This is a genomic window from Brevundimonas sp. (genome assembly GCF_004210735.1).
GTDB lineage: Bacteria > Pseudomonadota > Alphaproteobacteria > Caulobacterales > Caulobacteraceae > Brevundimonas.
This window is the reverse complement of sequence record NZ_SDZL01000089.1, coordinates 1-6,878: the sequence shown is the minus strand read 5'-3', so window position 1 is coordinate 6,878 and position 6,878 is coordinate 1. Positions and strand designations below refer to the sequence as shown.

5 protein-coding genes are annotated in these 6,878 nt (G+C 69.4%); all 5 read right to left on the bottom strand.

Annotated elements, in window-relative coordinates:
- Positions 1-54 precede the first annotated feature (54 nt).
- Complete coding sequence (locus tag EON91_RS13565; RefSeq protein ID WP_292095768.1) at positions 55-2,112, bottom strand: NAD(+) synthase; 2,058 nt, start codon at positions 2,110-2,112, stop codon at positions 55-57.
- Between the two features lie 226 nt (positions 2,113-2,338).
- Positions 2,339-4,648 (bottom strand): beta-glucosidase BglX, encoded by a 2,310-nt coding sequence (bglX, locus tag EON91_RS13560; RefSeq protein ID WP_292095765.1) that lies wholly within the window; start codon positions 4,646-4,648, stop codon positions 2,339-2,341.
- Between the two features lie 32 nt (positions 4,649-4,680).
- On the bottom strand, positions 4,681-4,983 hold the full coding sequence (locus tag EON91_RS13555) for a SemiSWEET family transporter (protein WP_292095762.1): 303 nt from the start codon (positions 4,981-4,983) through the stop codon (positions 4,681-4,683).
- Positions 4,980-5,447, bottom strand: a complete 468-nt coding sequence (locus EON91_RS13550; protein WP_292095760.1) for a low affinity iron permease family protein — start codon at positions 5,445-5,447, stop codon at positions 4,980-4,982. The genes EON91_RS13555 and EON91_RS13550 overlap by 4 nt, the downstream gene beginning before the upstream one ends.
- Before the next feature lie 32 nt (positions 5,448-5,479).
- The gene (locus EON91_RS13545; protein ID WP_292095769.1) at positions 5,480-6,850 is read right to left on the bottom strand and encodes an amidase; all 1,371 of its coding nucleotides are present in this window, start codon (positions 6,848-6,850) and stop codon (positions 5,480-5,482) included.
- Positions 6,851-6,878: the final 28 nt, after the last annotated feature.

Genomic DNA, 6,878 nt, shown 5'->3' with positions numbered 1-6,878 from the left:
CGCCGGGCTTTGCCCGACGCGGTCCCCCTCCCCCGCTACGCAGGGGAGGATCGCTTAGAGCGTCTCCGGAACCCGCTCCAGGTCCGCCAGCCAGATGTCCGCCGCCGCGTCGGACGGCATGCGCCAGTCGCCGCGCGGCGACAGGGCGCCGGCCGACGAAATCTTGGGCCCGTTCGGGACGCAGGACCGCTTGAACTGGTTCTGGAAGAACCGTTTCAGGAACACGCCCATCCAGCGTTTGATCGTCGCCATGTCATGCGCGACGAAGGCGTCCTGCGGCGTGTTCTCGGGCCAGCGCCCGCGCGCCACATCGCCCCAGGCGTTCCACGCCAGATACGCGATCTTGGACGGCCGAAAGCCCCAGCGAATCATGTAGTGCAGGGTGAAGTCCTGCAGGCTGTAGGGGCCGACGAAATCCTCGGTCCGCTGCACGGCGCCGTCGCCCTGGGGCACCAGTTCGGGCGAGATTTCGGTGTCCAGCACGGCGAACAGAACCCGGGCCGCTTCGGCGTCCACCTCGGCCGAGTTGGCGACATAGCGGATCAGGTGCTGGATCAGCGTCTTCGGCACCGCCGCATTGACGTTGTAGTGGGACATGTGGTCCCCGACGCCATAGGTGCTCCACCCCAGCGCCGCCTCCGACAGGTCGCCGGTCCCGACCACCAGCCCGCCGTGATGGTTGGCCAGTCGGAACAGATAATCGGTCCGCAGCCCTGCCTGCACGTTCTCGAACGTCACGTCGTAATCGGCCTTGCCCGCCGCATAGGGGTGGCCGATGTCGCCCAACATCTGTTCGGCGGCAGGGCGGATATCCAGTTCCGCCGCCGTCACGTCCAGCGCGCGCATCAGCGCCCAGGCGTTCGATTTCGTCCCCTCGGTCGTGCCAAAGCCGGGCATGGTGAAGGCCAGCACATTGGCGCGCGGCAGACCCAGCGCATCCATCGCCCGCGCCGCCACGATCAGCGCCTGGGTCGAATCCAGCCCGCCCGAAACGCCAATCACCGCCTTCTGCACGCCCGACGACTTCAGCCGCTGGACCAGGCCCTGCATCTGGATCTGATAGGCCTCGGCGCAGTCCTCGGCCAGCTGGGCCGGGTTCGACGGCACGAAGGGGAAGCGTTCGATCTCCCGCTCCAGCGTCAGTTCGTCGCTCGGCGCCGCCATATCGAAGGTCACGGTGCGGAAATGGGCGGTACGCTCGACGGCAAGGTTCGCGGCGTCGGCCACCGTGCCGACCCGGGCCCGTTCCTGTCGGATGCGGCCCACGTCGATGTCGCTGACGGTCATCACCGCCTCGCGGGCGAAGCGCGGCGCCTCGGCCGCCAGTTCGCCCAGCTCGAAGATCGCCGCATGGCCGTCCCACGCCAGATCGGTGGTCGATTCCCCCGGCCCCGTGTTGGAATAGGCATAGGCCGCCACGCACCGCGCCGACTGGGCCGCGCACAACAGGCGGCGCGCCGCCGCCTTGCCGATGGCGATATTGCTGGCCGACAGGTTCAGTAGCACCTCGGCCCCGGCCAGCGCCGCCAGCGTCGACGGCGGCTCGGGCGCCCACACGTCCTCGCAGATCTCGACGTGGAAGGCGAAGTCCACGCCCCCCTGCGCCTTGAAGATCAGGTCCGCCCCGAACGGCGCCTCATGGTCCGCCAGCCGGATCGAGCGCCCGCGCACCCGCGCGCCGCTGGCGAAATGCCGCTTCTCATAAAACTCGCGATAGTTGGGCAGGAAGCTCTTGGGCGTGACGCCCAGGATCGCCCCGTCGCGAATGACGATGGCCGTATTGTACAGCCGCCCGTCAAACCGCAGCGGCGCCCCGACGACAAAGGCCGGGAACAGCCCCCGGCTGCCCTCCACGATCCGTCCGATCTGGACCTCGACCGCCTCCAGCAGGGCATCCTGCAACAACAGGTCATCCAGCGAATAGGCTGACACGCCCAGCTCCGGGAACACCATCAGCGCCACGCGCCGCCGATCTCCCTCGGCCACCAGCTCCAGCGTCCGGTCGGCGTTGAAAGCCGGGTCCGCCAGCCGGATCTCCGGCACACAGGCGGCGATCCGCACAAAGTCGTGCGCATAGGGCGAGTTGAACGGGGCCTGGGTCTTCAGCGTCATCGCTCCCGCGAAGGTGAGGCCCGACAGATAGCGATTGGACGAAGGGCAGGCAAACGGCGGCCGGGGATTCTCCCTCCCCTTCATGGGGAGGGTGGTTGAGGCCGTCAGGCCGAAACCGGGTGGGAGCGGCCAGGCTATTCAGCCGCAACACCCAGTATCGCCATGCCCTCCCCACCCGGTCGCTTCGCGATCACCCTCCCCGTTCCGGGGAGGGAGAGGCGCGCGCCTACTTCACCAGCCGGAACGTCCCGTGCGACCCTGTCTGCGCCGAAGGCGCCAGCCACAGGTCGAACAGGCCCGGCTCGACCGTCGGCCTCATGTCGCGACCGATGAACTCCAGCTGTTCGCGGCGCAGGGTGAAGGCCACCCGCTTCGTCTCGCCCGGCTTCAGCGCCACCTTGCGGAAATCCTTCAGCAACCGACCCGGCTGGGTCAGGCTGGCGACCCGGTCGTGGATATACAGTTGCACCGTCTCGTCGGCCGCGTGCGCGCCGCTGTTCGTCACCTCGACCGACACCTCGATCACGCCGTCCCAGGCCAGGCTTTCGCCCGACAGCGCAACCGGCCCATAGGCGATCTCGCCATAGGTCAGGCCGTGCCCGAACGGGTACAGGGCCGTGTTCGTCGTCTCGCGATAACGGGCGGTGTATTCCTCGACCGCCTTGTTCACGTCGGCGGGGCGGCCCGTGACCTTGTGGTCATACGAGTACGGCTGCTGGCCCGAGCGGTGGGGGAAGCTGATCGGCAGGCGGCCGGTCGGGCTGTGGTCGCCGAACACCACGTCCGCGACGCCGTTGCCCATCTCGGAGCCCAGGAACCAGGTCACCACGATGGCGCCCGCGTCCTTGACCGCGCCCGACAGTTCCAGCGCGCGCCCGTTGCGCAGCAGGATGACCACCGGCTTGCCCGTCGCGGCCACGGCTTCGGCCAGGGCGCGCTGCGGTTCCGGCAGGTCGATCTGGGTGCGGGCCTGCGCCTCGCCCGACATGCGGGTGTCCTCGCCCAGCGCCAGCACGACCACGTCCGCCGCCTGGGCCGCCTTGACCGCCGCGTCGATCCCGCCGTCCAGCGCGCTCTCGACGCCTGAACCGCGCGTGACCGACAGGTCCTGCGGATTGGCCATGGCGGCGCGGAAGCCGGCCTCCAGCGAGACGCGATGCTTGGGGTCGCCCCAGATGGTCCAGGGGCCGAAGACGTTATCCACGTCGTCCGCGAACGGGCCGATCAGGGCGATCTTCTTGCCCGACTTCGGCAGGGGCAGCAGGCCGCCGTCGTTCTTCAGCAGCACGATCGACTTGCGGCCCGCCTCGCGCGACAGGGCGTAGTGTTCGGCCGATCCGACCACCTGCGCCTCGCGCACCGGATCGCAGCCACGATAAGGGTCGTCGAACAGGCCCAGCGCCGCCTTGGTCCGCAGCACCCGGCGCACCGCCTGGTCCACGCGCGCCATCGGCACCTCGCCCTTGGCCACCAGATCGGGGATGTGGGCCAGATAGATGCCCGACATCATGCTGACGTCCACGCCGGCCATCAGGGCGATGCGCGCCGCGTCACGGTCATCCTCGGCGAAGCCGTGCGCCACCAGTTCCCGCTCCGACGTGTAGTCCGAGACGACGAACCCCTCGAAGCCCCACTCGTCGCGCAGCACCCCGGTCAACAGCCATTCGTTGCCCGACGCCGGCACGCCGTTCAGATCGTTGAACGCGCTCATCACCGACAGGGCGCCGGCCTTCAGCGCCGCCTCGAACGGCGGGAAATAGACGCCGCGCAGTGTCTGCTCGGACATGTCGGTGGTGTTGTATTCCATGCCGCCCAGCGCCGCCGAATAGGCCGCGAAATGCTTGGGCGTGGCCAGCAGGGCGTCGGGATGGGCCAGGCCGTGCGCGCCCTGGAAGCCCCTGACCCGCGCCTCGGCCAGGATGTTGTTCAGGTGCACGTCCTCGCCCGCGCCCTCGACCACCCGGCCCCAGCGCTGGTCCCGCGCCACGTCGACCATGGGGGCATAGGTCTGGTGAATGCCGGACGCGGCGCCTTCCAGCCCCGCCGCCCGGGCGGTGCGCTGGGCCAGGTCCGCGTCGAACGCCGCCGCCTCGGCCAGCGGCACGGGGAAGACGGTCATCAGGCCGTGGATGATGTCCGCGGCGAACAGCAGCGGGATCTTCAGTCGGCTTTCCTCGACCGCGATGCGCTGGATCTCGCGGCCCGATTCGGCGCCCACGCCGTTGAACAGGCTACCGATCTTGCCCTCGCGGATCATCTGGGCGATGCGCGTCGGGTCGCCATCCCCGTCGGTGGGGTTCACCTGCTGGGGCTGGAACCGGAACGGATCGTTGATCAGGTTCAGCTGACCCGCCTTCTCCTCGATCGTCATGCGGCTGATCAGGTCTTCGATCAGGGCGGAATGATCTTTTGCCACGGAAGCGGACACCTTTGACGCGGAGAACAGCAGGGGAGTCGTGACGCCCAGCGCCAGACCCATGCCGAGCAACTGGCGACGGGACGGCGCCCGGCGACAGACAGGGGACTCGGAATTCATGTAACCGGTTTCAGCGCCTCACGCGCCGGAAATCAAGACCCGTTCGACAAACTCTCGCCCGGACGCGCCGTCGAACGGCTGAACCGCCACTTCATCGTCAGCACCCCGGCCGCCATGACCAGGGCGCAGGCATTGGCCACGGTCACCGGCCACGCCTGGGTCAGCACCCCATAGATCGTCCACAGGATGAAGCAGCTGACCGTCAGCGAATAGGTCCGCAGGCTGATCGCCGAGGCGTCCTTTTCCTTCCAGATCTTGATCATCTGCGGCGCAAAACTGGTGATGGAGCACAAGGCGGCGGCCGTGCCGACGGCGTTGGCGATCAGGTCGCTCATGACGCGGGCTTTGCGCGCTTGGCGGCCGCTGCGGCCCGGCGCGCTGCCAGCTTTTCCGCTCTCGCCTCTTCCTCGGCGCGGGTCTCGACCACCGGCGGCCCCTCCCCGCGCAGGCGATGCGCCCGGTCCTCGACCTCGCTCAGGATCGCCTTCAGCTCATGATCCGTCAGCCGCTCGATGCCGATGAACCGCTCGTCCGCCGCGCGCACGGCGTGGATCAGCTCGTCCATCTTGGCGTGCATGGCGGCCGCGTCGCGGTTCTGGGTGTTCTGGATCAGGAACACCATCAGGAAGGTGATGATCGTCGTGCCGGTGTTGATCACCAGCTGCCACGTCTCGCTGAACCCGAACACCGGCCCGGTCAGGGCCCACACCGCCACCAGCAGCACGCACAGGATGAAGGTCAGCGGCCGCCCCGTCGCCTGGGCGGTCAGGTTGGCGAAGTGGTTGAACAGTTTTTCCATCGGCCCTCCGCGCCCTGAACGGCGGCGTCAGGTCAGGGTTCCTGCCTCGCCCGCGCCAACACGGCCGCCAGCCCTTCGCGCCCCTCAATCGAACGGACAAGGCCCGGCTCGACCCGCGCCCGGGTCAGTTGCTCGAAGGCATGGCCCAGCGACAGGATGCGCGCGTCGTCCCACTTGGCGCCGATGAAGCTCATCCCCACCGGCAGGCCCTGAACCTGCCCCATCGGCACGGTCAGGTGCGGATAGCCCGCCACCGCCGCCAGCTGACTGGCCGCGCCCAGATAGTGGTCGCCGTTGACGACATCGATGCTCCACGCAGGCCCCGTCGTCGGCGCGATCAGAGCCACCACGCGGTGCTCGCGCAGCAGCCGGTCGATCCCCTCAACACCCGCCAGCCGCTGCGCGGTCTCGCGCGCCGCGACATAGGCCGGATCGTCCAGCCCCTTGGTCGCCTCGGCCGTCTCGAACAGATCCTGGCCGAACAGGGCCAGTTCGCGCGGCTCGGCCCGGTTGAAGGCGATGACGTCCGCCAGCGTCCGCGTCGTCACCTGCGCCGGATCGGTCGAGGCCAGATAGGTGTTCAGGTCCGCCTTCAGCTCGGTCATCAGCACGACCATTTCACCCGCGCCGATGGCCGCCCTGTCTGGGCCATCCGTGATCTCGACCAGTTCCGCGCCCGCCGCGCGCAGCGCCGCCAGCCGCGCCTCGAACACCGCGTCCGTGCCGGGCGAATAGCCGGTCAGGAACCGCGCCACCCCGATCCGCGCGCCTTTCAGCGACTGGGCGTCCAGCGCCGCGCGATAATCGACCTTCCTCGCATCCGCCTCGGCCGTGGCGGCGTCCGCCGGGTCCGTCCCCGCGATGACCGACAGCACGATGGCCGCGTCCTCGACCGTGCGGGTCATCGGCCCGGCCGTGTCCTGGGAATGGCTGATGGGCACGATGTGGGTGCGCGACACCAGCCCGACCGTGGGCTTGAAGCCGACGATGCCGTTGACCGCCGCCGGACAGGTGATCGACCCGTCCGTCTCGGTGCCGATGGCCGCCGGCGCCAGCCCCGCCGCCACCGCCGCGCCCGAGCCCGAGGACGAGCCGCAGGCGTTCCTGTCCAGCGCGTGCGGATTGCGCGTCAGTCCGCCCACCGCGCTCCACCCGCTGACCGAGTGGGACGAGCGGATGTTGGCCCATTCCGACAGATTGGTCTTGCCCAGGATGACCGCGCCCGCCGCCCGCAGTCGCGCGACCAGCGGCGCGTCCCGCCCCGGCGCATTGCCGACCAGCGCCAGCGACCCCGCCGTCGTCGGCATGTCGCGCGTCTCGATATTGTCCTTGAGCAGGATCGGCATGCCGCCCAGGGCGCCGTCGGCGTTCCACGCCGCCCGGTCGCCCAGGCCCGGCGCCACGGTCAGCAGGGCGTTGACCCCCGCGTCC